The organism is Pseudomonas lurida (genome assembly GCF_002563895.1).
In the GTDB taxonomy this organism is placed as follows: Bacteria; Pseudomonadota; Gammaproteobacteria; order Pseudomonadales; family Pseudomonadaceae; genus Aquipseudomonas; species Aquipseudomonas lurida.
In genome coordinates, this window is the sequence record NZ_PDJB01000001.1 from 5,119,639 (window position 1) to 5,145,732 (window position 26,094).

Here is a 26,094-nt window from a genome sequence, read left to right on the forward strand (position 1 = left end):
TTCTTCATGCGACGGCGGTGCTGCGGGTCTGGGCAGCGTTGCGCAAGGCGGCGATGACCGAGGGTTCCAGGCGCCCTTCGGCAATCTTGATGTCGCGCAACAGGCAATCCACCACATCCACCAGTACGCGTTTATCCATCAATTGTGCGCGATCGACTTCACGTTCGACCACGATCGCGCCGGCAGGATTCTTCACGGTTACCAGGCATTCGTCCTGCACACCAGAGGTGGTCAGCGTAACCTGATAAGGGCTCAGTGCTTCTTCGAGCAATAGGCTGATACTTTCCATCTCGATCACCACTCAATAGTTCGGGAACAATCGTTTCAACGGGAGCTGCATCTATCCTAAGTGACTGTTTGGGACGTAGGAAAGTTCGCTTTATCGTCTTTATGGGGCCGTCAGGGAGTGACTTGGACCAGCATGCGCTTGCAACATGACAACGAAAAAACGGCCGCGCATAAGTGCTTACCCAATGGGCGACGGTCTTCGGGTTTTCCGGGCGCTGAGACCGAAGGTCAATCCTGCACGCGGTGGGCGCTGATCACTTTGCCGTGCAGGCAGGAGCGCAGGTATCGCGACAGGCCTGTAGGCCGCAGTGGGCAGCGTAATCGTCGTCGCTCAGAAACTATGCAGCACCCCTCGATCGAGCCTGCCTGATACGAAAAACGCCGCTGACCCAAGGAAGGGAGAGCGGCGTTTTTATTTACGCAATTTGCCTTACAACGGCTTACCACGGTTGCCATGCTGGCTCACAAACGCCTGCACGGCCTTCAGGTCATTGGCCAATACGGTGCAACGTTCTTCACGCTCGAACAGGTCTGCCAGGTGCACCGGCAATTCCAGCGCCTTGCCAACGCCGGCCTTCTCCACCGCCTCCGGGAATTTCACCGGGTGGGCCGTACCGAGGATCACCATCGGGATGTCCAGGCTGCGACGGCATTCGCGCGCGGCCTTCACACCGATGGCGGTGTGCGGATCGAGCAGCTCACCGGTCTGGGCGTAGACGTCTGCGATGGTTTCGCAGGTCTGTGCGTCGTCCACGGCCAGTGAGTCAAACAGCTTGCGGGTTTCGGTCCAGCGCTCTTCGTCAACACTGAAGCCGCCACCGCTCTTGAAGGTGTCCATCAGGCCGGCAATGGCCGCGCCGTTACGACCGTGCATGTCGAACAGCAGGCGCTCGAAGTTCGAGGAAACCATGATGTCCATGGACGGCGAAAGGGTCGCGTGCAGGGTTTCCTTGACGTACTGGTTGCCGCTCATGAAGCGGTGCAGGATGTCGTTGCGGTTGGTGGCGACGATCAGCTGGTTGATCGGCAGGCCCATGTTGCGCGCCAGGTAACCGGCGAAAATGTCGCCGAAGTTGCCGGTCGGCACCGAGAACGATACCGAACGCGCCGGCCCGCCCAACTGCAGCGAGGCATGGAAGTAGTAGACGATCTGGGCCATGATCCGCGCCCAGTTGATCGAGTTCACCGCCACCAGGCGCGTGCCTTTCAGGAAGCTCTGGTCAGCGAAGCTGTTCTTGACCATTTCCTGGCAGTCATCGAAATTGCCTTCGATGGCGATGTTGTGGATGTTCTCGCCAAAAATGGTGGTCATCTGGCGACGCTGCACTTCCGACACGCGCTTGTGGGGGTGCAGGATGAAGATGTCGACGTTTTCGCAGTGCTTGCAGCCTTCGATGGCAGCCGAGCCGGTATCACCGGAGGTGGCGCCAATGATCACCACGCGCTCGCCGCGCTTCTCCAGCACGTAGTCCAGCAAACGACCCAGCAGTTGCAGGGCGAAGTCCTTGAACGCCAGGGTCGGGCCGTGAAACAGCTCCAGTACCCATTCGTTGCCGTTCAGCTGACGCAGCGGCGCGATGGCGTTGTGGGAAAATACGCCGTAGGTCTCTTCCAGAATCTTTTTGAAGTCCGCATCCGGGATGCTGCCGGTGACGAACGGGCGCATCACCCGGAAAGCCAACTCGTGGTACGGCAGGCCGGCCCACGAAGCGATTTCTTCCTGGGTGAAGCGTGGCAGGTTTTCCGGCACGTACAGGCCGCCGTCGGTGGCAAGGCCTGCCAGCAGGACGTCTTCGAAATTCAGGGCCGGTGCCTGGCCGCGGGTGCTGATATAGCGCATGAAAGCAAACCTTTGGTTTGGGCTGCAAGCTGTAAGCTAAAAGCTGCAAGTTAGAGCAGATCTGCTTTTACTTGCAGCTTGCAGCTAGGCGCTTGCAGCTAAATTAATTTAGATGCTCGACACGAATCCGGACGACCGGCCCAACCACGCCTTGGAGCGCTTCGAGAGCCCGAATCGCATCGTTGATGTGCTGCTCGAGCACGCGGTGGGTCAGCAGGATCATCGGCACCTGGCCGTTCTGCTCCTCGACTTCCTTCTGCATGATCGACTCGATGTTGATCCCACGCTCAGACAGGATACTGGCGACCTGGGCCAACACGCCCGGATGATCCTGGGCCTGGATGCGCAGGTAGTAGGCGCTTTCACAGGCTTCGATCGGCAGGATCGGGTGCGCCGACAGCGAATCCGGCTGGAAGGCCAGGTGCGGTACGCGGTTTTCCGGGTCGCTGGTCATGGCGCGAACCACGTCCACCAGGTCGGCGATCACCGACGAAGCGGTCGGCTCCATGCCGGCACCGGCGCCGTAGAACAGCGTCGAACCAGCAGCGTCACCGTTGACCATCACGGCATTCATCACGCCATTGACGTTGGCGATCAGGCGGTCGGCCGGGATCAGCGTCGGGTGCACACGCAACTCGATACCGGCCGGGGTGCTGCGCGCCACGCCCAGGTGCTTGATGCGGTAGCCCAGGGCTTCGGCGTAGTTCACGTCGGCGGTGGTCAGCTTGGTGATGCCTTCGGTGTAGGCCTTGTCGAACTGCAGCGGAATACCAAAGGCGATGGACGCCAGAATGGTCAGTTTGTGCGCTGCATCGATGCCTTCCACGTCGAAGGTCGGATCGGCTTCGGCATAACCCAGGGCCTGGGCTTCGGCCAGCACGTCTTCGAAGGTGCGGCCCTTCTCGCGCATTTCGGTGAGGATGAAGTTACCGGTGCCGTTGATGATGCCGGCCACCCAGTTGATACGGTTGGCAGACAGGCCTTCACGGATGGCCTTGATCACCGGGATACCACCGGCCACAGCAGCTTCGAACGCGACGATCACGCCCTTCTCACGCGCCTTGGCGAAGATCTCGTTGCCGTGCACAGCGATCAGCGCCTTGTTGGCAGTGACCACGTGCTTGCCGTTCTCGATGGCCTTGAGTACCAGCTCGCGGGCCACGGTGTAGCCGCCCACCAGCTCGATGACGATATCGATTTCAGGGTTCGTGGCAACGGCGAACACATCGTTGGTAATCGCAATACCGGTCGTTTGGAACTGAGGCTTTGGCGAACGCGTGGCAATTTGCGCCACTTCAATCCCACGCCCTGCACGGCGGGAAATTTCCTCAGCGTTACGCTGAAGCACGTTAAAGGTGCCGCCACCGACGGTCCCTAACCCACAGATGCCTACTTTGACCGGTTTCACTGAAGAACTCCCCATGAAACGGCCGACGCTAGGTCGGCCGTGGAAAACAGCCGCACAACTGCGGCTTTCAATTAATGGCCCGTCGACTTATCCACGGGCCATGATCGTCAAAGGTTCGACGATGCTGGTTTATTTGGCACTCAGCGCCAGTTTGGCAACTTGTGGCGCCGGCTGGTAGCCCGGAATCACTTGGCCGTCAGCCAAAACGATGGCCGGTGTACCGTTCACGCCGATCGACTGGCCCAGGGCGAACTGCTTGGAAACCGGGTTGGCGCACTTGGCGGCCTTGATTTCCTTGCCATCGACCATCTTGTCCATGGCCGCTTTCTTGTCGGCCGAGCACCATACGGCTTGCAGCTGCTCGTCACCCGGCGAGCCCAAGCCCTGGCGTGGGAACGCGACGTAGCGTACTTCCACGCCCAGTTTGTTCAGCGCCGGCACTTCGGCATGCAGCTTGTGGCAGTACGGGCAGGTGGTGTCGGTGAACACGGTGATGTGGGTCTTGGTCTCGCCAATGGCCGGGTACACCACGGTTTCAGCCACCGGGATGCCGTTGATCAGCTTGGACACGCCCAGGCGCTCGGCCTTCTCGGTCAGGTTGACCGGCTTGCCGTCCTTCAACTGGAACAGATAACCCTGGACGATGTACTGGCCGTCGGCACTGGCGTACAGCACGCGGCTGCCCTTGAGCTTGACTTCATACAGGCCGGCCATCGGGCTGGCGCTGATGCTTTCGATCGGGGTGTCGAGCTGCAGGTTCGCCAGGCTCTTGCGGATGGTCTGCTCGGCCGCATCATCGGCGATCGCAAAGGTGGAAACCAACGCAATGGCTGCGGCGGCAATAATCTGGGTCAAGCGCATGGGAACTCCTGAAGGCAGACGCAGGGACGGGAAGGAACGCTGCTTGGAAAAACGCAGCACTGGGCCGTCCCCTTTGCTAACCGGCAAAGCCTACCACAGTTGGGCCGCACGGCAGCCCGTGGGCGGGACAAATTGGCGGTTTTCAGCCTCGCGGGTGATGCTTGGCGTGCATATCCTGCAAGCGTGCGCGTGCCACATGGGTGTAGATCTGGGTTGTGGATAAGTCGCTGTGGCCGAGCAGCATTTGCACCACGCGCAAATCCGCCCCGTGGTTGAGCAAATGCGTGGCGAACGCATGGCGCAACGTGTGGGGCGACAGGGCCTTGCCGATCCCGGCGACCTTGGCTTGGTGCTTGATGCGGTGCCAGAAAGTCTGACGGGTCATCTGCTCGCCGCGCAGGCTGGGGAACAGCACATCACTAGGGCGCCCGCCCAGCAGCTCGCTGCGGGCATCGCGCATGTAGCGCTCGACCCACACAATGGCCTCTTCGCCCATGGGAACCAGCCGCTCCTTGCTGCCCTTGCCCATTACGCGCAACACACCCTGGCGCAGGTTCACTTGCTCCAGGGTCAGGCTGATCAGCTCGGTCACCCGCAGGCCACAGGCGTACAGCACTTCGAGCATGGCACGGTCGCGCTGGCCGATGGCTTCGCTGAGGTCGGGCGCAGCGAGCAAGGCCTCTACGTCGGCTTCCGACAGGGATTTTGGCAGTGGCCTGCCGAGTTGCGGCATGTCGACTTGCAGGGTGGGGTCGAGGGCGATCAGTTTTTCCCGCAACAGGTAGCGATAAAACCCACGCACGCCCGAGAGGAATCGCGCGGTGGAGCGCGGTTTGTAATGCTGCTCCAGGCGCCAGGCCAGGTGATCGAGGATCAGCTCGCGACCGGCGTTGATCAGTTCGAGGTTTTTCTCCTGCAGCCAGCCATTGAACAGCGCCAGGTCACTGCGGTAAGCCTGGCGGGTGTTGTCCGACAGGCCTTTTTCCAGCCAGAGAGCGTCGAGGAAGCGGTCGATCAAGGGGTGGTCAATGGCGGGCATGGGGGCTCAGGCTGATTACGTAATGTCTGGTAGATCCTATCGCAGGCAAGTCAGCTCCACAGGGGTTTTGTGTCGGGCCATCCATGTGTAACCGACACCGATCAGATGTGGGAGCTGGCTTGCCTGCGATGGCCGCGACTCGGTCTCAGGTCAGTCTACAAACCCAGGCAAAACTGGCACTGGACGCTTATCCGCATCAATCGCGACAAAACTGAACACGCCCTGGATCGCCCTCTCGCGACCATCGGCACTCATGCTCTCGACGAACACTTCCACCTCGACCTTGAGGCTGGTGTTGCCGACCTTGATCACACGGCCGATCAGCTCAACGATGGAGCCAGCAGGGATCGCATGATTGAAATCGATACGGTCAGTAGACACCGTCACCAGCGGCAAGCGGCAGAAACGCGTGGCGGTGATGAACGACACTTCATCCATCCACGCCAGGGCAGTGCCGCCGAACAGCGTGTTGTGGTGGTTGGTGGTCGGCGGGAACACGGCCTTGGTCACGTGGGTAACGGACAGTTCGGTGCGGCGCTGGATTTCTTCGAGGCGGGTGGTCATGGACAAATACCGGGATGGACAAATTTCAGGCACAAAAAAGCAGCCCGTAGGCTGCTTTTTTCTGCATCGGGAAGCTGGACTTAAGCCAGTTTTTCCTTGATGCGAGCTGCTTTACCGGACAGGTCACGCAGGTAGTACAGCTTGGCTTTACGTACGTCACCGCGACGCTTGACGGCCATGCTGTCGATTTGCGGGCTGTAGGTCTGGAAAGTACGCTCTACGCCAACACCGTTGGAGATTTTACGAACAGTGAAAGCACTGTTCACACCACGGTTACGCTTGGCGATTACCACGCCTTCGAACGCTTGCAGACGCGAACGGTCGCCTTCCTTCACTTTCACCTGGACGACAATGGTGTCGCCTGGGGCAAAGGTAGGGATCTCTTTGGTCATCTGCTCTGCTTCGAGTGCAAGGATGATTTTGTTAGTCATGCTGTGCTCCTAAGGTAAGTCAATGGACCTACCATCGATACGTTGTTAACTATCGTCCCGCGCGAGGATGTATTCCTCGAGCAGCTTCTTCTCTTCTCCAGAAAGCGAGCGGCTTTCCAGAAGATCGGCGCGTCGTTCATAGGTCCGACCAAGGGACTGCTGTAAACGCCAACGCCGGATGTGTGCGTGATTGCCACTTAGCAATACGTCGGGAACACGCTGATCCGCATACACCTCCGGTCGGGTGTAGTGCGGGCAATCCAGCAAACCATCCGTGAAGGAATCTTCCTCCGCGGAGTCCGCATGCCCTAAAGCTCCAGGCAGCAGTCGTGTAACCGCATCTATCAGGACCATCGCCGGCAGCTCGCCGCCAGACAGGACATAGTCCCCAATCGACCACTCTTCATCGACATGAGCCTCAATAAAACGCTCGTCAATGCCTTCATAGCGACCGGCAATCAGGATCAGTGCCTCCTCATTCGCCAGTTCGCGTACCGCCGCCTGTTTCAGCTGACGGCCTTGAGGGGACAGGTAAATTACCTTCGCCTTCTCCCCGGCAGCAGCCTTGGCCTGAACCAACGCGTCTTCCAGGGGCTTGATCTTCATCACCATGCCCGGGCCACCGCCAAATGGGCGATCGTCCACAGTGTGATGCCGATCCGTCGTGTAGTCTCGCGGGTTCCAACAGGTAAGCTGCAACAGCCCCTGTTTCACCGCCCGACTGGTGATGCCGTACTCGCTGATGGCGGAAAACATCTCGGGAAACAAACTGATCACTTCAATGCGCAAATTAGCCACGCTTAGAAGTCCGCGTCCCATTCCACCTTCATCTCGCCCGCTGCCAGGTCGACGGCCAACACGCATTGCTCGGTATACGGCAACAGGCGTTCACGATCATCCAGGCTGCCAGCGCAAGGCTTGACCACCATTACATCATTGGCGCCGGTTTCCAGAAGATGATCGATTTTCCCGAGCAGTTGCCCGAGTTGATCAATAACCTTCAGACCTTCCAGCTGGTACCAGTAGTACTCGCCGTCGGTCAATTCAGGGAACAGGTTGCGCGGCACGCAGATCTCATAACCGGCCAGAAGACGAGCTTCTTCACGATCATCAAGACCCTTGAGCTTTGCGACCAGGAACTTATCGCTCCCGCGTCCACTGACCAGCTCGACCTGTTTCAGACTGCCTTCGCGCTTGAGCGTCCAGGTCTTGTACTGCAACAGGTTTTCAGTCGGATCAGTAAAGGAATACACCTTCACTTCGCCGCGAACGCCATGAACAGAGTAAATCTTGCCGATAACGATCAAATCATCAGCAACAGCTGGCGTCGCGTTCATATTGCTCAGGCTGCGGCCTTAGCCGAGTCCTTCAACAGCTGAGCAACACGCTCAGATGGTTGTGCACCAACGCTCAGCCAGTAGGCTACGCGCTCTTGGTTCACGGACAGACGAACTTCTTGACCACGAGCGATCGGGTTGAAGAAGCCAACTTGTTCCTTGTGAGAGCCGTCACGTGGGTTGCGGCTGTCAGTTACGGTCAAGTGGTAAAACGGGCGCTTTTTGGAGCCGCCAAGGGCAAGACGGATTGTTAGCATGTGAACATCGTTCCTGTAGTCGGTGCTGCAAATCTAAATGCACAGCGGGCATAGGTGCCCGAAAGGCCGCATATTCTAAGGAATATCCGGACTTTTGCAAATGTCTTTTTCTGGCGCCTATCGGCGTGCCATTCAGATCTGCTATAGAGCCGTCGGTTAAAACGGCGAGTCAGCGCCCGCCAATCGCGGGTTTGCTGGAGATCCCACATCCCTGTGGGTCGGAGCAAAAGCGAGCTTTTGCTCGAATTCTTGTGGCCTGTTTCGTGGATAGCACCCGCCATACGTGAGCAGCTATCCTCGAAACAGGTCACTACATTTTTGGCATGCCGCCGCCGGGCAACATACCGCCCATGCCGCGCATCATCTTGGCCATGCCGCCTTTGGCAGAGAATTTCTTCATCATCTTCTGCATCTGCTTGTGCTGCTTGATCAAGCGACCGATGTCTTGCACCTGGGTGCCAGAACCCATGGCGATCCGACGTTTGCGCGAACCGCTGATCAGCTCAGGGTCGCGGCGCTCGGCCGGGGTCATGGAGTTGATGATGGCTTCCATCTGCTTGAACTGCTTCTCTGCCGCGCCCTGGGCATTGCCCATTTGCGCCAGGTTCACACCGCCGATATTCGGCAGCTTGTCCATCAGGCCGCCAAGGCCACCCATGTTCTTCATCTGTTGCAGCTGGTCACGGAAGTCTTCGAGGTCGAAGCCCTTGCCCTTCTTCAGCTTCTTGGCCAGTTTGTCGGCCTTGTCCTTGTCGAGGGTCGCTTCGGCCTGTTCGATCAGGCTGAGTACGTCACCCATGCCGAGGATACGCGAGGCGATACGCTCAGGGTGGAACGGTTCGAGCGCTTCGCTCTTCTCGCCCATACCGATGAACTTGATCGGTTTGCCGGTGATTGCACGCACCGACAACGCAGCACCGCCACGGGCGTCGCCGTCGACCTTGGTGAGGATCACGCCGGTCAGCGGCAGTGCATCACCGAAGGCCTTGGCGGTGTTGGCCGCATCCTGGCCGGTCATCGCGTCGACCACGAACAGCGTCTCGACCGGGTTGATCGCGGCATGCAGCGCCTTGATCTCGCCCATCATCTCTTCGTCGATGTGCAGGCGACCGGCGGTATCGACGATGACCACGTCGATGAATTTCAGCCTGGCTTCTTTAATAGCAGCGTTGGCGATGTCGACCGGCTTCTGGCTCAGGTCGGACGGGAAGAAGGTCACGCCCACTTCGCCCGCAAGCATTTCCAACTGCTTGATGGCTGCCGGACGGTAGACGTCGGCCGACACCACCATCACGGACTTTTTCTTGCGTTCTTTAAGGAAGCGCGCCAGCTTGCCGGCAGTGGTGGTTTTACCCGCACCCTGCAGACCGGCCATCAAGACGACGGCCGGTGGCACGGCGCTGAGGTTCAAGTCTTCGTTGGCCGCGCCCATCAGGCTTTCGAGTTCGGCCTGGACGATCTTCACAAAGGCCTGGCCCGGAGTCAGGCTGCGGGACACTTCGGTGCCGACCGCGCGCTCCTTGACCGAGTTGACGAAATCCTTCACCACCGGCAAGGCCACGTCGGCTTCCAGCAACGCCATGCGCACTTCGCGCAGGGTGTCTTTAATATTGTCCTCGGTCAGCTTGGCCTTGCCGGTAACGTGGCGCAGCGTCTGCGAGAGACGGTCAGTCAAGTTTTCAAACATGCGCGATCCTTTCAGGCCCTATTCATCGAAATGCATTGGTAGACCGAGGTAATGGCAGCCCAGGCTGTGGTAAATCGCTATTAAAAACAGCGCTCGGCGAGCCTGCGGCGTGGGCAGGTCGCGGATTATAGCGAAGACTGCCGCCATGCACACCCGCTGTCTGGCCTGAGAGTCTTTCGTGTTACGCAGGGGTATGCCAAACTCAGCGCCTTTCGGGCCTGCTTAACAGGATTTATGCTCCCTTTGTCACCCAGTTTGCTACCCAGCCTCGCCGCCGCCATCTTGTATGCCGCTGCGACCCTCTATCAGGGCACTCGTCTGGCCCAAGGCGCCAAGGCCGACAAACGCCTGCTGGTAGGCCTTGGCGTCCTCGCCCTGCTGGCCCACGCTGCCAGCCTGTTCACGCATTTGATGACGCCGGTCGGCCTGGGCCTGGATTTTTTCAGCGCCGCCAGCCTGATTGCCGCCGCCGTCATCGCACTGACCCTGATGGCCTGCTACCGGATTCCCGTCGAGAACCTGCTGGTGCTGCTCTTCCCGCTGGGAATGCTGACGGTGCTGCTGGCGCAATTCGCGCCGACCGGCACCGTACAGGTGATTGACGAAGAGCCGGGCATCCTCGCGCACATCCTGCTGTCGATCCTCGCCTACGGCATGTTCACCATCGCGGTGTTCCAAGCCTTGCTCCTGCTGCTGCAGGACCACCAGCTCAAGCACAAGCACCCGTCCGGGCTGATCAAGAACTTCCCACCGCTGCAAACCATGGAAAGCCTGCTGTTCGGCTTCCTGTGGGCCGGCTGGACACTGCTGTCGCTGTCGCTGATCTCCGGCTGGCTGTTCGTCGAAAACCTCTTCGCCCAACACCTGGTGCACAAAACCCTGCTGGCGTGCCTGGCCTGGGTAGTGTTCAGTGTCTTGTTGTGGGGCCGTAACCGCCTCGGCTGGCGCGGGCACAAGGCGATTCGCTGGACCCTGGCCGGTTTCTGCCTGCTGATGCTGGCCTATTTCGGCAGCAAGCTGGTTCGCGAATACATCCTGCATATCTGACGGGCAGCGATCATGGATAACTTGCCCCTGGGGCCAATGCTAGCGGTAGTCGCCTTGCTGGTTTTGTGGGCGGCGCTGTTTACCGCCATCGAAGCCGCGCAACAACATTTACTGGCCCTGCGCCCCGGTACACGCCAGGGCGACAAGGCTGCCGCCCGCCTGAACTTTCCACGCCACAGCCTGATCCTGTGCAACAGCTTGTGCCGCGCTGCGGTAGTGATCCTCTGCACGCTGCTGGCGATCTACGCCTGGGCACAGAATGGCCCATGGCTCGGCTGGCTGATCTCGTGTGCCCTGTTGCTGATATTCGCCGACTACCTGCCACGCACCCTGGCCACTCGCTACCCACAAGCAGTGCTAGGCTTTGGCAATACGCTGTTGGGCGTACCGTTGAAAATCCTCTACCCCCTGGCCTGGCTGCTCAATGGCATCAGCCTGTTGCTGCTCCGTCCGTTTGCGCGCAAGGCCGGCGTGGTGAAGAAAAGCGATGAACCGCTGCCCGACCACGACGACGAGCCTGAACCCAATACCGACGAAGGCCGCACGCCACGCATGCCCGGTATCCACGCGCTGGACAACATCACCGTGAATGACATCCTGGTGCCGCGCAGTGAAGTGGACGGCATCAACCTGGATGACTCGATCGAGGACATCATCGAGCAACTGCGCACCTCCCCACGTACGCGCCTGCCGGTGTTCCACAGTGATATCAACCAGGTGCAGGCCGTGCTCAACACCCGGCAGATCCAGCACCTGCTGCCCGACGCCAGCCTGACCAAAGAGGCATTGCTCGCCGCCTGCCACGAACCCTACTTCGTCCCGGAAAGCACGCCCCTGCAACTGCAACTGCTGAACTTCCACAAACAGCAGCGGCGCCTGGGCATGGTGGTGGACGAATACGGCGAAGTGCTTGGCATTGTCACGCTGGAAGATATTCTCGAAGAAATCGTCGGCGAATTCGAAAGCGAACAGAGCGCGGACAACCCGCACATCGAGGCCCAGCCCGATGGCCGCTACATCATCGACGGTGCCGCCTCGATCCGCGAACTGAACAAGAGCCTGAGCTGGCACCTGCCCAGCGACGGCCCCAAGACCCTCAACGGCCTGGTCACCGAAGCCCTGGAGACCATCCCGGACTGCGCGGTGTGCCTGAAGATCGGCCGCTACCGCCTGGAGATCCTCGAGACCGAGGACAACCGGGTGAGCAAGGTGCTGATCTGGCATACCAGCCGAATGCCCGTCGCCGCCTGATCGACCTTGATCAAGCCAGCTCCCACGCTGACCGGGCCACCTTCCAAAGATCCTCGCCAGCCCCTTGTTGGATTCGCAAACCCCTTCCTATAATCGGGGCGGCTTACCAGAGCCGCGCCCGACCGCGTGCTACCCGCACTGAACGCGTCCAGGCACCGCTTCACCGTGTCTGACCGGTGTTCGCTCCCATCCCGAGCCGCCCCGCGCACTACCCTGATCCATGGGTGTTCGACCAATAATAATCCGCGTCCAAACGCGCAATGACCATCAGGGATACCGCCATGAGCACCACCTACCACGAGGCCGCGACCGCCGCCCCGACCAACTCGACTGCACGGGTCGCCACGGCGAGCATCGTCGGCACCGCCATCGAGTTCTACGACTTCTATATCTACGCCACGGCTGCTGCGCTGGTGATCGGACCGGTGTTCTTCCCGCAGAGCTCCGGCACGGCGCAGATGCTGGCCTCGTTCCTGACCTTCGGTATCGCCTTCATCGCCCGCCCACTGGGCTCGGCATTGTTCGGCCACTTCGGCGACCGCATCGGGCGTAAATCAACCCTGGTGGCCTCGCTGCTGCTGATGGGCGTGTGCACCACGCTGATTGGCCTGCTCCCCGGCTATGACAGCATCGGTGCCTGGGCGCCGATCCTGTTGTGCGTACTGCGCTTCGGCCAAGGGCTTGGCCTGGGGGGCGAATGGGGCGGCGCGGCGCTGTTGGCGACCGAAAATGCGCCCAAGGGCAAACGCGCCTGGTTCGGCATGTTCCCGCAACTCGGCCCTTCGATCGGTTTCCTGGCGGCCAACGGTTTGTTCCTGATCCTGGCCATGAGCCTGAACGACGAGCAGTTCCGCAGTTGGGGCTGGCGCATTCCGTTCATCCTCAGCGCTGCGCTGGTGATGGTCGGCCTGTATGCGCGGCTGAAGCTGCATGAAACGCCGGTGTTCGCCAACGCCGTGGCCAAGGAAGCCCCGGTCAAAGTGCCGCTGGTGGAATTGTTCAGCCAGCACTGGCTGCCGGTATTGCTGGGCGCCGCGTCGATGGTGGTGTGCTATGCGCTGTTCTACATCACCACGGCGTTCTCCCTGAGTTACGGCGTTTCCACCTTGGGCTACAGCCGCGAAACCTTCCTCGGCCTGCTGTGCTTCGCCGTGCTGTTCATGGGGCTGGCGACACCGCTGGCAGCCTTGGCCAGCGATCGCTACGGGCGCAAACCGGTGCTGATCGTCGGTGCAATCCTGGCGATTCTTTCAGGCTTTACCATGGAACCGCTGCTCACCCACGGGTCCACTTGGGCCGTGGCGCTATTCCTGGCGTTGGAGCTGTTCCTGATGGGCGTGACCTTCGCGCCGATGGGCGCGCTGCTGCCAGAACTGTTCCCGACCCGCGTGCGTTATACCGGCGCTTCGGCGGCCTATAACCTGGGTGGTATTGTCGGGGCGTCGGCGGCACCGTTCTTCGCGACCAAGCTGGTGGCGATGGGTGGCCTGAGTTATGTCGGTGGGTATGTGTCGGCGGCAGCATTGCTCAGCTTGATTGCTGTGCTGTGCCTGAAAGAGACGCGGGATAACGATTTGAACAAGGTTGCCTGATCGACCGCTTTCGCGAGCAAGCCCGCTCCCACATTTTGATCGGTGCCCGACTTGGCAATGCGATCGAATGTGGGAGCGGGCTTGCTCGCGAAGGGCGCGACGCGGTTACAGCTCTACTACAACCGCCTTCGAAGCACGGGTGGCCTTGGCCCGAGCCGCTTCAATCGACTCATCCCGCGCCAATGCCACACCCATGCGACGCTGGCCGTTCACTTGCGGCTTGCCAAACAGACGCAACGCCGTGTCCGGCTCGCTCAACGCGGCGCCCAGGTTGGCGAACGCCGTCTGGGTCGACTGCCCTTCCACCAGAATCACCGCCGAAGCCGAAGGCCCGAACTGACGGATCAATGGGATAGGCAAGCCCAGGATGGCGCGCGCGTGCAGCGCGAACTGCGACAGGTCCTGGGAAATCAGGGTCACCAGGCCGGTGTCATGCGGACGCGGCGAGACTTCGCTGAACCACACCTGATCACCCTTGATGAACAACTCCACGCCAAACAGGCCACGCCCCCCCAGGGCCTCGGTCACCGCTTTGGCAACGCGCTCGGATTCGGCCAAGGCAATCGGGCTCATGGCCTGCGGCTGCCAGGATTCCTGGTAATCGCCTTTCTCCTGACGGTGACCGACTGGCGCGCAGAAGGTGGTGCCGCCGATGTGACGTACGGTCAGCAGGGTAATTTCGTAGTCGAAGTCGATAAAGCCTTCGATGATCACGCGACCTTTACCCGCACGACCGCCTTCCTGGGCGTAGTCCCAGGCTTTCTGCACGTCCTCGGCGCTGCGCAGCAGGCTCTGGCCCTTGCCCGACGAACTCATCACCGGCTTGACTACGCACGGGAAGCCCAGGTCCTGGACGGCCTTGCTGTAGTCTTCGAAGGTATCGGCGAAGTGGTACGGCGAGGTCGGCAGGTCCAGCTCTTCGGCGGCCAGGCGGCGGATGCCTTCGCGGTTCATGGTCAGCGAGGTGGCACGCGCGGTCGGGATCACGGTGAAGCCTTCGGCCTCCAGTTCCACCAGGGTGGCAGTGGCGATGGCTTCGATTTCCGGCACGATGAAGTGCGGTTTTTCCGCTTCGATCACCGCACGCAGGGCGGCGCCATCGAGCATGTTGATCACGTGGCTACGGTGCGCCACCTGCATGGCGGGCGCGTTGGCGTAGCGATCCACGGCAATCACTTCAACGCCCAGGCGTTGCAGTTCGATTACCACTTCCTTGCCCAGCTCACCGCAGCCACACAGCAAAACGCGGGTCGCGGTTGGCGACAATGGAGTTCCGATTCGGGTCATCTCAGGTCCTCAGGGGAGCGGATCATGGGGAGAAAGGCCGGCATTTTACATGAACTGTAAAAATTGGCTTCAGTTGACGACGGCTCGCTTGCGCACACGCCAGGCCATGATCAGCCACACCACCGTGACCCCGGCGAATTTCGACACCAGCGCGGTGCCCGCCACCGCCGGGGTGAGCGCGCCAATCAGGCCGAAGAAGATAAACGTGTCGAGGGGGATGCTCAGCGCCGAACTTATCCACAGGCGATCGTGCAGCGGGCGCTTGGTGATACTGAACACCAGCCAGTCGATGCACTCGGACACCGCGAACGCCGTGGCGCTGGCCAGGGCAATGGACGGGTCGGAGGTGATGTACGACAGCACCAGCGCCGCCAGCATCGCAATGATTGCGCCGTGGCCGAAGCGGGTTTGCACCATATCGCGCAGGATGAATACCAGGCCACCCCAGGCGGACCAGATGACGTCCAGGTGCGGGGCGGTGGAGAAGGCGAAATTGATCAGCACGACGCTGCTGATGTAAGCGATCAGGAAGAGCATGGGGGATGGACCTGTGAACAGGGGGCACAGGGTACTTCACATTTGGAAATATGTCGTCTGGGAGGGCCCCCTCGCGGGCAAGCCCATTCCCACAGTTGATTGCGTTTTTCCTGTAGGAATGCGGTCGACATGTGGGAGCAGGCTTGCTCGCGAAAGCGGTCTATCAGGCGCCGGATATCCCCGGAGTCACCCACACCAACCCACCCGCCACCGCCCGCTCATGGCACAACCCCAACACCACCCGGCGTTCGGCATTATCCATGCGGCCCCAACGCGTAATCTCATCCACCGTACGCTGGCAGCCGGTACAGATATCGTCCTCGTCCAGCGCGCAAATATTCACACAGGGCGAGGCTACAGGTCGTTCAACTGCACTCATTCTTCCTGCTCGACCAGATCACGCGCATAGCGCTGCGAGTTATGCACATAGTGCGCAGCGCTGGCTTCGAGCATGCGTTTTTGCGCATCGGTCAGTTCACGTACGACCTTGCCCGGCGAGCCCATCACCAGCGAACCATCGGGGATTTCCTTGCCTTCACCGATCAGCGAATTGGCGCCGATGATGCAGTGCTTGCCGATCTTGGCGCCGTTGAGGATTACTGCGTTGATACCGATCAGGCTGTAATCATCCACCGTGCAGCCGTGCAACATGGCGTTGTGGCCAATGGTCACGCCGGTGCCGAGGGTCAGCGGGTAGCCCATGTCGGTGTGCATCACACTGCCGTCCTGCACATTGCTGTTCTTGCCGATCAGGATCAGTTCGTTGTCACCACGCAACACCGCGTTGAACCAGACGTTGGCGCCCTCCTCCAGCTTGACCTTGCCCACCAGCGTGGCATTGGGTGCCACCCAGCTCTGTGGATGAGTCTCGACGCGGGCATCGCCCAGGCGGTATTTCATGGTTTTCCCTCACGGCTTTGCCATTCAAGCGATGGCTTAGATATTGATGAAGCTCTTGGGTGGCTGGTGCAGGCTGATCTTGGCGTCGTCATAGAGCAGATTGATCAGCTCGACGATCATGATTGCCGTCAGCCCCCAGATCTTGTATTCGCCGAACCGATAACTGGGCACGTACCAACTGCGCCCCTGGTAATCGATCCGGTGGGTATGTTCGCGTGGGTCTTGTCGGAAAAACTCCAACGGCACGCTGAAAACGGCGGCAATCTCGGCATCGTTGGCCAGGTATTCGACGTAATCGGGGATGACGCCGACATACGGTGTCACTCGAATGCCATGCAGGGAGATCAAGGGGCTCAGCGGGCCAATCACTTCGACCAGCCCGGGCGGCAGGCCGATTTCCTCCTCGGCCTCGCGCAGCGCGGTGAAGATCAGGTCCGGGTCTTCGGGGTCGCGGCGCCCACCGGGGAAGGCCACTTCGCCGCCATGGGTGGACAGGCCACTGGCGCGCAGGGTAAGGATCAGCTCAGGTTCGTCACTGCGGGTAATTGGCACCAGCACCGCGGCCTCGGGGAAACGCCCGTCGGTTTCCAGCGTATGGGGAGTGTGATTGCTTACCCGGCGAAGTAGCTCGTCCAGCATGAGTCATCTCGGTCTGTTGGCTACCTTGCATCATGCACCAAAGCGTGCGGGTGCCCAACCCCAAAACCCGTGCGGTGTCGCTAAACGACAACTTGCAGCGCCTTGCCTGTCACGCCAAGATAGACGCACTTTCCAGGAACCCCAGCATGAATTTCTGCAGCCAGTGCGGTAAACCGGTTACCCAACGCATCCCCGAAGGCGACGGCCGCCTGCGCTTTGTGTGTGATCACTGCTCGACCATCCACTACCAGAACCCCAATATCGTCGCCGGCACCGTGCCGGTGTGGGGCGACAAAGTGCTGCTGTGCCGCCGCGCCATCGAGCCGCGCCTGGGTTACTGGACCCTGCCCGCGGGCTTCATGGAAAACGGCGAGACGGTGGAACAGGCCGCCATGCGCGAAACCCTGGAAGAAGCCTGCGCCCGGGTGCATAACCTGAGCCTCTACACCCTGATCGACGTGCCGCATATCAACCAGGTGCATATCTTTTACCGCGCCGACCTGCTCGACCCGGACTTCGCCGCCGGCCCCGAAAGCCTGGAAGTGCAACTGTTCGACGAAGCCGACATCCCTTGGTCCGAGCTGGCTTTCCGCACGGTCGGGCGTACCCTGGAATACTTTTTCGCTGACCGCAGGCTGCAGTCGTTCCCGGTGCGCAGCGAGGCCGTGCCGCCAATGGGCAAGCCTGCGCCATGACACAAGGGATACCCGTTTTGATGCGTTGGTTACTGGTGCTGCTCTGCCTTTCATTCGCCACACTGGCGCCAGCCTCCACGGTGCAAACCCTGGGCGGTAAAACCGTCGAAAAAGTCCTGGTGCTCAAGTCCGCGCACCAGTTGCAGTTGATCAACGACGGCAAGCCGTTCAAGACCTACCGTATTTCCCTGGGTAAAAACCCCAAGGGCCACAAGTTGATCGAGGGTGACCGCCGCACGCCAGAGGGGCTCTACTGGATCGACTGGCGCAAGACCAGCGACCGCTTCAACCTGGCCATGCACATCTCCTACCCGAACATCAGCGACGCCGCCCGCGCGCGCCGCGAAGGGGTCAAGCCCGGCAGCATGATCATGATCCACGGCACGCCCGACACCGAGGATTACCCGGAGCAGTGGTTCCACACCCTGGACTGGACCGACGGCTGCATCGGCATGCGCAATGTGGATATGCGCGAAGTCTGGAACCTGGTCAAGGACGGCACCCTCATCGAGATTCGGCCGTAGTCGCGTACCGTTCGTAAAATAATCTGAAAATAATTCCTGCCCCTGGCAGCGCTTGCCGGTGAATACCAGTTCACCCCCGCGCGCTGCACACTTCTGCGCGCAATAAAGACCTCTCTAATACCACTTGATACCAGGCACCAATAGAGCGCCCTGAAAACGGCACTTGCACCGTTTGGGCAGCATTGACATGGTATTTAAGTGGTATTAATTTCCGGCCCACACCGGGCGACAACACTCCAATAACCGCATCGGAAACCTCACAGATGAATCCCATCCTGACGCTGCGTCCCGACGACAAGCAATCCACGCCGCTGTACCTGCAATTGGCGCGCAACCTCGAAGCGGCCATCCACGCCGGCCAGTGGAAATCCGAGCAGGCACTGCCCTCGGAACGCGCCCTCAGCGAGCAATTGAGTATTTCGCGAGTGACCGCGCGTAAAGCGCTGGAAGTGTTGTTTGCCCAAGGCCTGATCCGCCGCAGCCAGGGTTCCGGCACCTTTATCACGCCGCGCCTGGAACAACCGCTGTCACGCCTGTCGGGCTTCAGCGAGATGCTGCGGCTGAAGGGGTTTGTCCCCACTTCCCAGTGGCTGGAACGCGACATCACCCCACCGACCCACGAAGAGCTGATCCGCCTGGGCCTGTCGCCCACCGACAAAGTGGCGCGCCTCAAACGCTTGCGCAAAGCCGATGACACCGTCATGGCGATTGAAATGACTGCCATGCCCGCCTCCGTGCTGCCGCACCCGCAAGCCATCGGCAATTCGCTGTACGAGTACCTGGAAGGCATCGGCAAACCCGTGGTGCGCGCCCTGCAGCATATCCAGGCAATCAACGCCTCGGACGAGTTCGCCAAGCTGGTGGGCATCGCCCCCGGCACCGCCATGCTGCTGATGACCCGGGTTGGCTACACCGCCGACAACACGCCCATCGAAATCACCGACACCTACTGCCGCAACGACTACTACGACTTCGTCGCAGAACTGCGCCGCCATGACTATTCCGCTGAACTGCGAACCTAGAGAACTGCCCATGTCCGAAGACAACATCCTCACGCCCAGCGGCTGGATTCGCGGCCGCCTGGTGCACGAGCACGGCAAAGTGATCGCCATCGAAGGCGCGCCGTGCGACCCGGCTGACAACGACCTGCCCTACCTGCTGCCAGGCTTTATCGACCTGCATGTGCACGGCGGTGGCGGCAAGGACATCATGGAAGGCTCCGAGGCTTTCGAGACCATCACCCGCACCCACCTGCGTTTCGGTACCACCTCGCTGCTGGCTACCACCATGACTGCACCGGTGGAGGAGATCTCCAGCGTGCTCGGCCAGCTCGGCACCTTCTGCGAGCAACGTGCTACCGGCAGCGCCCGTGTACTCGGCGTGCACCTGGAAGGCCCCTACATCAACCCAGGCAAGCTCGGCGCGCAGCCTAACTTTGCCCACACCGCGCTGATGGCCGAAGTGGAAGCCTACCTGCGCCTGGCGCCGATCCGGGTGATCACGATCGCCCCCGAAATCGCCGGGCATGACGGTCTTATCCGCACCCTCAGCGAACGTGGCGTGCGCATGCAGATCGGCCACACCCTGGGCAGCTACGAAGAAGGCGTCGCCGCCCTCGCTGCCGGTGCCACCAGCTTCACCCATTTGTACAACGCCATGAGCCCGCTGCATCACCGCGAGCCGGGCATCGTCGGCGCCGCGCTGGCTCACGCCAAGTACGCGGAGTTGATCCCGGACCTGCTGCACGTCCACCCCGGCGCCATGCGCGTGGCCCTGCGTTCGATCCCTTGCCTGTATTGCGTCACCGACTCCACCGCCGCCGCCGGCATGCCCGATGGCGAATACAAGCTAGGCAGCCACACCGTGACCAAATGCCTGGGCGGTGTGCGCCTGGCCGACGGCACCCTGGCCGGCAGCACGCTGACCATGGACCAGGCGTTGCGCAATCTGGTGAAGATCGGCTTGCCCATCAGCGAAGCCTCACAACGCCTGTCGCAATTTCCTGCGGACTACCTGGGCCTGGAAGAACGCGGCCGCCTGCAACCCGGCAGCTTTGCCGACTGCGTGCGCCTGGACCGCTCCCTGACACTCACCGACGTAATGGTCGAAGGAGAAACCATTGACTTCAAAAATGCTTGAAGAGGCCCTGGCCTCCTGCGACGCCGTCGCGGCGCAACTGCAACGCCTGGACCCGCTGCTGGAAGAAGTCGCCGGCCGCCTGCGCCGCCAGCCGCCGCAAGTGGCGATGACCATCGCCCGTGGCAGCTCGGACCACGCCGCCAGCTACTTCGCCTACCTGGCGATGCAACATGTGGGGATCCCGGTGGCGTCGTTGCCAATGTCGGTGGTGACCTTGCTGCAAGCACCGTTGAAGGTCAGCGGCCAAGTGGCCTTTGGTTTCTCCCAATCGGGCCAGAGCCCGGACCTGGTCAACAGCCTGCGCCTGCTGCGCAAACGCGGGGCCCTGAGCATCTCGCTGGTCAACGCCGAAGACTCGCCGCTGGAAGCCGCCTGCGAATTCCACGTGCCCCTGTGCGCCGGGCCTGAACACAGCGTGGCCGCCACCAAGAGCTTTATCGCCACCCTCAGCGCCAGCGCGCAGTTGATCGGCCACTGGAATCAAGAACCCGCGCTGCTGCAGGCCTGCCGTGCCCTGCCCGACGACCTGCGTGCCGCCGCCCAACAGGACTGGACAGTCGCCATCGACGCGCTGCGCGACTGCCAGCAATTGATGGTGATCGGCCGAGGCGCCGGGTTTGCCATCGCCCAGGAAGCCGCGCTCAAGCTCAAGGAAACCTCGGCGATCCAGGCCGAAGCCTTCAGCAGCGCCGAGGTGCGCCACGGGCCGATGGCCTTGATCGACAAGAACTACCCGCTGCTGGTGTTCGCTACACGCGGCGCCGAGCAGGCCGGCCTGCTGAGCCTGGCCGCCGATATGCGCCAACGCGGCGCCCGGGTATTGCTGGCGGCACCGGACGATATCGCCGAGCGCGACCTGACCCTGTCCCGCGCCGAACACCCGACCCTGGACCCGATCCTGGCCATCCAGAGTTTCTACGTGATGGCCGCAGGCCTGGCCGTCGCCCGAGGCATGGACCCGGACCAACCGCGTCACCTGAGCAAAGTCACTCGCACTCACTGAGTTCGAGTCGATTGCCGTTTTTCCTGATGAGTACCGTGCCCATGTCCAACAACAATAATGATCTGACCCTCAGCGCCCCTCTCACCGGGCCGGTGCTGACCCTGGGCAATGTTCCCGACGACGTGTTCGCCAGCGGCGCCATGGGCGACGGCATTGCCATCGATCCGCTCAATGACTGCCTGCATGCACCATGTGACGGGGTAATCATCCACGTCGCGCGCACCGGGCATGCGCTGACGATCCGCGCCGACAACGGTGCCGAGGTGTTGATGCATGTGGGCATTGATACGGTGGAACTCAACGGTGAAGGGTTCGCCTTGCTGGTCAAGAACGGGGCACGGGTGAGCCAGGGCCAGGCGCTGGTGCAGTTTGATCTGGACCGCATTGCGCGCCAGTGCAAGAGCCTGGTGAGCCTGATCATCCTGACCAATGGCGAGCGCTTCCAATTGCGTGCGCTTGCAGGGCAAGCGGTGAAGGTAGGGCAGCCGTTGTTGCAGATCGTGGCACGTTCGACGGCGTCGGTTGAAGCGCCGGTGGATAACTCGGCGGGTGAAGCCAGCGCCCATGTGCGCATCACCCATCGCGGCGGCTTGCATGCGCGTCCGGCCGCGTTGATTCGCAAGACCGCCCAGGGTTTCAGCAGCCAGGCGCAGCTGCACTTCGGTGATAAATCAGCCTCGTGCGACAGCCTGATTGGCTTGATGGGCCTGGGCATTGGTGAAGGTGACGAAGTGCGCGTGAGCTGCCGTGGCAAAGATGCCGAGGCAGCGTTGCAGGCATTGGTCGCCGCCTTATCAGCCGCCATCAAGGAAGCACACCACGCACCGGCCGTTGTCGCGCAGCGCCCGGTGAATACCGAAGTCGGTGTGTTGCAAGGCGTGTGCGCCGCGCCGGGCCTGGTCTGCGGGCCGCTGTTGCGCCTGACCGGTATCGAACTGCCGGACGACACCGGCAACCATGTCGCCGACGAGCAACTGCAACGCCTGGACGTAGCCCTGGAGCAAGTGCGCAGCGAAATCCGCAGCACCCTCGAGCACGCCCGCCAACGCAAGAACGTCGAGGAAGAGGACATCTTCGCCGCCCACCTCGCGCTACTGGACGACCCAGCCCTGCTGGACGCCGCCACGGGCGCCATCGAACACGGCAGCGCCGCGACCCACGCCTGGCGCGATGCAATCCAGGCGCAATGCGCGGTGCTGCAAGCGTTGGGCAAACCGTTGTTTGCCGAACGCGCCAATGACCTGCGCGACCTGCAACAACGGGTGTTGCGTGCACTGCTGGGCGAGGCCTGGCATTTCGAATTACCGGCCGGGGCGATTGTCAGCGCCCATGAACTGACACCGTCTGACTTGCTGCAACTGAGCGCACAAAAGACCGCTGGCATTTGCATGGCCGAAGGCGGCGCGACGTCCCATGTGGCGATCCTGGCGCGCGGCAAAGGTTTACCCTGTGTGGTGGCGTTGGGTCCCGAGGTACTCGACGTGCCCCACGGCCAACGCGTGGTGCTCGACGCCGCCAATGGCCGCCTGGAACTGGCCCCCAGCGACGCGCGCCATGCCGAAGTGCACCAGATTCGCGACGCGCAGAAACTGCGGCGCCAGCAGCAACAGGCCCAGGCCCAGCAACCGGCGCACACAACCGACGGTGTGAGTATCGAGGTGGCAGCGAATGTCGCCTCCAGCGCCGAAGCCCAGGTGGCGTTTGAAAACGGCGCCGATGGCGTCGGCCTGCTGCGCACCGAGTTTCTCTTCGTCGACCGCCGCACCGCCCCGGATGAGCAGGAACAGCGCCACGCCTATCAAGCCGTGCTGGATGCCATGGGCGACAAGTCGGTGATCATCCGCACCATCGACGTGGGCGGCGACAAGCAACTGGACTACCTGCCCCTGCCGGTCGAAGCCAACCCAGTGCTGGGCCTGCGCGGTATTCGCATGGCGCAGGTACGCCCGGACCTGCTTGACCAGCAGTTGCGCGCCCTGCTGCAAGTCTGCCCACTGGAACGCTGCCGCATCCTGCTGCCAATGGTCAGCGAGGTCGATGAATTGCTGCAGATCCGCCAGCGCCTGGATGAGTTGTGCGTGGCGCTGGAACTGACCCAGCGCCCCGAGCTGGGCGTGATGATCGAAGTGCCTGCCGCCGCACTGATGGCCGAGCAACTGGCCAAGCATGCGGACTTCTTGTCCATCGGCACCAATGACCTGTCCCAGTACACCCTGGCCATGGACCGCGACCACGCAGGCCTTGCCGCACGGGTCGATGCCTTGCACCCGGCGCTGTTGCGGCTGATCGCCCAGACCTGCGCGGGGGCTGCGAAACACGGGCGCTGGGTTGGCGTGTGCGGCGCGCTGGCGTCCGACCCGCTGGCCACACCGGTGCTGGTCGGCCTGGGGGTCAGCGAGCTGTCCGTCAGCCCGCTGCAGATCGGAGAAATCAAGGACCGCGTCCGTCACCTGGACGCGGCGCAATGCCGGCAACTGAGCCATGGGCTGCTCGACCTGAGCAGTGCCAAGGCCGTGCGCCAAGCCTGTCAACACCACTGGCCGCTGAGCTGATAACAACAACAAAGGGAGACACGCCATGTACCAACACTTTATCGAAGGCCTGCAACGCCTGGGCCGCGCACTGATGCTGCCGATCGCGATCCTGCCGATCGCCGGCCTGCTCCTGCGCCTGGGCGACACCGACCTGCTGAACATCGCCGTGATGCACGACGCGGGGCAGGCGATCTTCGCCAACCTGGCGCTGATCTTCGCCATCGGGATTGCCGTGGGTTTCGCCCGCGACAACAACGGTACCGCGGGCCTCGCCGGCGCGATTGGTTACCTGGTGATGGTCTCCACGCTCAAGGTGATGGACACCAGCATCAACATGGGCATGCTCGCCGGTATCGCCAGCGGCTTGATGGCGGGCGGGCTGTATAACCGCTTCAAGGACATCAAGCTGCCCGAGTACCTGGCGTTCTTTGGTGGGCGACGGTTTGTGCCGATTGTCACCGGGTTTTCAGCGGTCGCGCTGGGCGTGATCTTCGGCCTGATCTGGCCGCCGATCCAGCATGGCATCAACAGCTTCGGTGTGTTGCTGATGGAAAGCGGCAGCATTGGTGCCTTCGTGTTCGGCGTGTTCAACCGCTTGCTGATCGTCACCGGCCTGCACCACATCCTCAACAACATGGCCTGGTTCGTGTTCGGCACCTTCACCGACCCCGCTACCGGCGCGGTCGTGACGGGCGACCTCACCCGCTACTTTGCAGGCGACCCGAAAGGCGGCCAGTTCATGACCGGCATGTTCCCGGTCATGCTGTTTGGCTTGCCCGCAGCGTGCCTGGCCATGTACCGCAACGCGCTGCCAGAGCGCCGCAAAGTGATGGGCGGGATTTTCCTGTCGATGGCGCTGACCTCGTTCCTGACCGGGGTGACCGAGCCGATCGAATTCGCCTTCATGTTCCTCGCACCGTTCCTGTACCTGATCCACGCCGTGCTGACTGGCCTGTCGATGGCTGTCACTGACATGCTGAATATCCACCTGGGCTTTACGTTCTCCGGTGGGTTCATCGACATGGTGCTGGGCTGGGGCAAGTCCACCAATGGCTGGCTGGTGTTCCCGGTGGGCTTTGCGTATGCGCTGATCTACTACAGCGTGTTCAACTACTGCATTCGCCGCTTCAACCTGAAAACGCCGGGGCGTGAAGATATTCAGGTCGTACAAGCTGAAGCGATGAGCGATAACCAGCGGGCCAGCGCCTACATCCGTGCGCTGGGAGGGGCGGCGAATCTATTGAGTGTCGGCGCGTGCACGACGCGCTTACGCCTGGACATGGTTGACCGCAACAAGGCAGTGGATGCCGAGCTCAAAGCACTGGGCGCCATGGCTGTGGTTCGACCGGGCAATGGCGGGAGCTTGCAGGTGGTGGTAGGGCCGATGGCCGACAGCATTGCCGATGAGATTCGGCTGGCCATGCCGACGTTTGTTGCCAGCATGCCAGTGAAGGCTGCGCCTGCGGATAAGCCGGTTGCAGTGAATGTGCAGGAGGCCGAGAAATGGCTGGATGCCTTGGGTGGCCGAGGGAATGTGCGTCAGTTGGATGCGGTGGCGATGACCCGGTTGCGGGTGGAATTGGGGGACGATTCGGCGCTGTCCGAAGCAGGGCTGACCGCGCTGGGTTGCCAAGGTGTGAGCCAGTTGGACAGTGGTGTCTGGCACCTGTTGATCGGTGACAAGGCGTCGGGGTTGAGTGAGGCGCTGGAGCGATTGGTCAGCGGGCGTGAGGTGGGTGCCAGGGTGTAGATTATCACTGACTGGACCAACCTGATCGCAGGCAAGCCAGCGCCCACATTTGCATGTATTCGCAAAGCAAAATGTGGGAGCGGGCTTGCCCGCGATTGGCCTTACACGCAACAAAAAACCCGCTGGCCAAACGGGCCCAGCGGGTTTCTTGTTGATGCAGCGTGCGAATCAAAAATCCGCCAACTGCCACACTTCATAAGCCGGTGTTTCATACGGGTGGCTTAGTTTGAGCGCCGCCACGACAGCCACGATCAACTCATCCGCCACCACCAGCTCAACCTTCCATTCTTCAACCACTTCAACCTGGCCGACCTGCCCGATAAACGGCTGGCTGCCGTCTAATGCGCGGAATTGGCCCTGGCCCAGCACTTGCCAGGCGCAGCTGTCGTAGCTGCCGATGCGCCCGCCGCCAGCGGCGAAGACGGCGGTTTTCACTGTCTCCACATGGCTGTCGGGCACGAAGAAGCTGAGCTTGTACACGGCC

Annotated in this window: 27 protein-coding genes; 10 read left to right on the plus strand and 17 right to left on the minus strand. The window is 61.5% G+C overall.

All coding sequences use genetic code 11. The features are described from left to right. Nucleotides 1-4: 4 nt before the first annotated feature. The 11 genes from ATH90_RS23255 to ffh all read right to left on the minus strand — a co-directional run bounded on the left by ATH90_RS23255 (nucleotide 5) and on the right by ffh (nucleotide 9,712). Complete coding sequence (locus ATH90_RS23255; protein ID WP_034109215.1) at nucleotides 5-289, minus strand: DUF3509 domain-containing protein; 285 nt, start codon at nucleotides 287-289, stop codon at nucleotides 5-7. 429 nt (nucleotides 290-718) lie between these two features. Further along, nucleotides 719-2,128 carry a threonine synthase gene (gene thrC / locus ATH90_RS23260; protein WP_034109216.1) on the minus strand — a complete coding sequence of 470 codons (1,410 nt, stop codon included), beginning with the start codon at nucleotides 2,126-2,128 and terminating at the stop codon, nucleotides 719-721. Nucleotides 2,129-2,231: 103 nt separating this feature from the next. Further along, entirely contained in the window at nucleotides 2,232-3,536 is a 1,305-nt protein-coding gene (locus ATH90_RS23265; protein ID WP_034109217.1) for a homoserine dehydrogenase, read from the minus strand. A gap of 129 nt (nucleotides 3,537-3,665) precedes the next feature. Further along, nucleotides 3,666-4,397, minus strand: a complete 732-nt coding sequence (locus ATH90_RS23270) for a thioredoxin fold domain-containing protein (RefSeq protein ID WP_034109218.1) — start codon at nucleotides 4,395-4,397, stop codon at nucleotides 3,666-3,668. A gap of 142 nt (nucleotides 4,398-4,539) precedes the next feature. After that, nucleotides 4,540-5,436 (minus strand): site-specific tyrosine recombinase XerD, encoded by an 897-nt coding sequence (gene xerD, locus ATH90_RS23275; protein ID WP_034109219.1) that lies wholly within the window; start codon nucleotides 5,434-5,436, stop codon nucleotides 4,540-4,542. Nucleotides 5,437-5,586: 150 nt separating this feature from the next. Then, entirely contained in the window at nucleotides 5,587-6,000 is a 414-nt protein-coding gene (locus ATH90_RS23280; RefSeq protein ID WP_069078234.1) for an acyl-CoA thioesterase, read from the minus strand. An 80-nt stretch (nucleotides 6,001-6,080) separates the two neighbouring features. Further along, a complete protein-coding gene (gene rplS / locus ATH90_RS23285) occupies nucleotides 6,081-6,431 on the minus strand; it encodes a 50S ribosomal protein L19 (RefSeq protein ID WP_003175895.1) in 351 nt (116 codons plus the stop codon). A 45-nt stretch (nucleotides 6,432-6,476) separates the two neighbouring features. After that, entirely contained in the window at nucleotides 6,477-7,250 is a 774-nt protein-coding gene (trmD, locus tag ATH90_RS23290; RefSeq protein WP_024077235.1) for a tRNA (guanosine(37)-N1)-methyltransferase TrmD, read from the minus strand. Beyond that, nucleotides 7,232-7,768 (minus strand): ribosome maturation factor RimM, encoded by a 537-nt coding sequence (gene rimM, locus ATH90_RS23295; protein ID WP_098467323.1) that lies wholly within the window; start codon nucleotides 7,766-7,768, stop codon nucleotides 7,232-7,234. The genes trmD and rimM overlap by 19 nt, the downstream gene beginning before the upstream one ends. Nucleotides 7,769-7,773: 5 nt before the next feature. Next, nucleotides 7,774-8,025 carry a 30S ribosomal protein S16 gene (gene rpsP, locus ATH90_RS23300; RefSeq protein ID WP_025854836.1) on the minus strand — a complete coding sequence of 84 codons (252 nt, stop codon included), beginning with the start codon at nucleotides 8,023-8,025 and terminating at the stop codon, nucleotides 7,774-7,776. Between the two features lie 310 nt (nucleotides 8,026-8,335). After that, nucleotides 8,336-9,712, minus strand: coding sequence for a signal recognition particle protein (gene ffh, locus ATH90_RS23305; RefSeq protein WP_003175900.1), 1,377 nt, complete (start codon nucleotides 9,710-9,712; stop codon nucleotides 8,336-8,338). 234 nt (nucleotides 9,713-9,946) lie between these two features. On the opposite strand from ffh, the gene ATH90_RS23310 reads away from it, so the two are divergent. From ATH90_RS23310 to ATH90_RS23320, 3 genes are all read left to right on the plus strand, one after another. After that, on the plus strand, nucleotides 9,947-10,759 hold the full coding sequence (locus ATH90_RS23310; RefSeq protein ID WP_034109220.1) for a cytochrome C assembly family protein: 813 nt from the start codon (nucleotides 9,947-9,949) through the stop codon (nucleotides 10,757-10,759). Between the two features lie 12 nt (nucleotides 10,760-10,771). Further along, entirely contained in the window at nucleotides 10,772-12,010 is a 1,239-nt protein-coding gene (locus ATH90_RS23315) for a transporter associated domain-containing protein (RefSeq protein WP_034109221.1), read from the plus strand. A 281-nt stretch (nucleotides 12,011-12,291) separates the two neighbouring features. After that, nucleotides 12,292-13,602, plus strand: a complete 1,311-nt coding sequence (locus tag ATH90_RS23320; RefSeq protein ID WP_034109222.1) for an MFS transporter — start codon at nucleotides 12,292-12,294, stop codon at nucleotides 13,600-13,602. A 105-nt stretch (nucleotides 13,603-13,707) separates the two neighbouring features. Here the strand turns inward: ATH90_RS23320 and purT are convergent, their stop codons facing one another. The 5 genes from purT to ATH90_RS23345 form a co-directional block, all read right to left on the minus strand. Then, nucleotides 13,708-14,889, minus strand: coding sequence for a formate-dependent phosphoribosylglycinamide formyltransferase (purT, locus tag ATH90_RS23325; RefSeq protein WP_034109223.1), 1,182 nt, complete (start codon nucleotides 14,887-14,889; stop codon nucleotides 13,708-13,710). A 69-nt stretch (nucleotides 14,890-14,958) separates the two neighbouring features. Next, entirely contained in the window at nucleotides 14,959-15,426 is a 468-nt protein-coding gene (locus ATH90_RS23330; protein WP_034109224.1) for a VUT family protein, read from the minus strand. Nucleotides 15,427-15,589: 163 nt separating this feature from the next. Then, the gene (locus tag ATH90_RS23335; RefSeq protein WP_034109225.1) at nucleotides 15,590-15,805 is read right to left on the minus strand and encodes a DUF1289 domain-containing protein; all 216 of its coding nucleotides are present in this window, start codon (nucleotides 15,803-15,805) and stop codon (nucleotides 15,590-15,592) included. Next, nucleotides 15,802-16,326 (minus strand): gamma carbonic anhydrase family protein, encoded by a 525-nt coding sequence (locus ATH90_RS23340; protein ID WP_010207972.1) that lies wholly within the window; start codon nucleotides 16,324-16,326, stop codon nucleotides 15,802-15,804. The genes ATH90_RS23335 and ATH90_RS23340 overlap by 4 nt, the downstream gene beginning before the upstream one ends. Before the next feature lie 36 nt (nucleotides 16,327-16,362). After that, complete coding sequence (locus tag ATH90_RS23345) at nucleotides 16,363-16,965, minus strand: CoA pyrophosphatase (RefSeq protein WP_017736785.1); 603 nt, start codon at nucleotides 16,963-16,965, stop codon at nucleotides 16,363-16,365. A 146-nt stretch (nucleotides 16,966-17,111) separates the two neighbouring features. Between ATH90_RS23345 and ATH90_RS23350 the strand changes: the two genes are divergently transcribed. The 7 genes from ATH90_RS23350 (at nucleotide 17,112) to nagE (ending at nucleotide 25,610) form a co-directional block, all read left to right on the plus strand. After that, entirely contained in the window at nucleotides 17,112-17,660 is a 549-nt protein-coding gene (locus tag ATH90_RS23350) for an NUDIX hydrolase (RefSeq protein WP_069078232.1), read from the plus strand. Nucleotides 17,661-17,680: 20 nt separating this feature from the next. Then, the gene (locus tag ATH90_RS23355) at nucleotides 17,681-18,184 is read left to right on the plus strand and encodes a L,D-transpeptidase family protein (protein WP_034109228.1); all 504 of its coding nucleotides are present in this window, start codon (nucleotides 17,681-17,683) and stop codon (nucleotides 18,182-18,184) included. A gap of 263 nt (nucleotides 18,185-18,447) precedes the next feature. Beyond that, nucleotides 18,448-19,206 (plus strand): GntR family transcriptional regulator, encoded by a 759-nt coding sequence (locus tag ATH90_RS23360; protein WP_034109229.1) that lies wholly within the window; start codon nucleotides 18,448-18,450, stop codon nucleotides 19,204-19,206. 10 nt (nucleotides 19,207-19,216) lie between these two features. Further along, the gene (gene nagA / locus ATH90_RS23365; protein ID WP_098467324.1) at nucleotides 19,217-20,323 is read left to right on the plus strand and encodes an N-acetylglucosamine-6-phosphate deacetylase; all 1,107 of its coding nucleotides are present in this window, start codon (nucleotides 19,217-19,219) and stop codon (nucleotides 20,321-20,323) included. Further along, on the plus strand, nucleotides 20,304-21,326 hold the full coding sequence (locus ATH90_RS23370; protein WP_098467325.1) for an SIS domain-containing protein: 1,023 nt from the start codon (nucleotides 20,304-20,306) through the stop codon (nucleotides 21,324-21,326). Before nagA ends, ATH90_RS23370 begins: the two co-directional genes overlap by 20 nt. Nucleotides 21,327-21,367: 41 nt before the next feature. Further along, nucleotides 21,368-23,878, plus strand: coding sequence for a phosphoenolpyruvate--protein phosphotransferase (ptsP, locus tag ATH90_RS23375; protein WP_098467326.1), 2,511 nt, complete (start codon nucleotides 21,368-21,370; stop codon nucleotides 23,876-23,878). A 25-nt stretch (nucleotides 23,879-23,903) separates the two neighbouring features. Then, nucleotides 23,904-25,610, plus strand: coding sequence for an N-acetylglucosamine-specific PTS transporter subunit IIBC (gene nagE / locus ATH90_RS23380; protein WP_098467327.1), 1,707 nt, complete (start codon nucleotides 23,904-23,906; stop codon nucleotides 25,608-25,610). A 168-nt stretch (nucleotides 25,611-25,778) separates the two neighbouring features. Here nagE and ATH90_RS23385 read toward each other — a convergent pair whose 3' ends face one another. Beyond that, nucleotides 25,779-26,090: a YqfO family protein gene (locus tag ATH90_RS23385; protein ID WP_098467328.1), complete on the minus strand. Its 312-nt coding sequence runs from the start codon at nucleotides 26,088-26,090 to the stop codon at nucleotides 25,779-25,781. Nucleotides 26,091-26,094: the final 4 nt, after the last annotated feature.